Origin of the sequence: Thermus thalpophilus, from assembly GCF_022760915.1 — a bacterium.
In the GTDB taxonomy this organism is placed as follows: domain Bacteria; phylum Deinococcota; class Deinococci; order Deinococcales; family Thermaceae; genus Thermus; species Thermus thalpophilus.
Map to the genome: position 1 here is coordinate 1 of NZ_JAKTNS010000104.1, position 680 is coordinate 680.

General features: G+C 67.8%; 2 protein-coding genes. Both read right to left on the reverse strand.

The window, feature by feature from the left end:
- Positions 1 to 188: DUF2283 domain-containing protein (locus tag L0D17_RS13195; protein WP_243095706.1), on the reverse strand; the 188-nt coding region annotated here is incomplete at its 3' end.
- A gap of 11 nt (positions 189 to 199) precedes the next feature.
- Positions 200 to 472, reverse strand: coding sequence for a DUF4258 domain-containing protein (locus L0D17_RS13200; protein WP_152024493.1), 273 nt, complete (start codon positions 470 to 472; stop codon positions 200 to 202).
- Between the last annotated feature and the right edge of the window lie 208 nt (positions 473 to 680).

A 680-nucleotide genomic window follows, 5' to 3' on the forward strand; every position in this document is an offset into this window, starting at 1 on the left:
AGGAGGAGGCGGGAGAGGGCCCTGGGGTCCGAGAGGCGCCGGCTGGCGTCCAGGATCTCAATCCCCAAGAGCCTTCCCTCCCTGTCCCAGTCCAGGGCTACCCCCGGGGCTACCTCCTCCACGGTGGCGGGGCCCTCCCCGAAGGCGATGTAGAGGGCATCGGCTTCCGGGTCGTAAGTGATTCGCATGCTTCCTCCTTTCAGAGACCCCCCTTGGGCAGGAAGTAGACGTAAACGGTGATGACCACTAAGGCGTCCTCTTCCTCCACGAAGATGGGCCGAACCTGCTTGGCATTGTAGCGCCGACCGTTCCACTCCCCCGCGAAAGGGAACTCTAGGGTGGCGCTCCACCTTCCCTCCAGGGCTGGCGCCCAGGGGGCTTCCCGTATGGCCCGCTCCACCTCTTCCTGGGTGGCTCCTCGGGCGAGGCGCATACGAGCGTGGGCGGTGAGCCGGACGGGCTTCTCCCGCACGCCCCTGAGCTTACCCAAGGAGGGCCGCCTTTGTCTGGGTGGCCTAGGCCCTTCGGTGCGCCCTTCCGGAATCGCCCCAAGGGGGTGAGCGCCCGCTCAGCGCCGGGGGTGAGCGGTAAGCGCTCACCCTGAGCGCCTGGGTAGACTGCGGTCATGGACCACTCGGAAGGGGAAGACCTCGGCCAGACCCTCCTGCCCCCCCACCTGG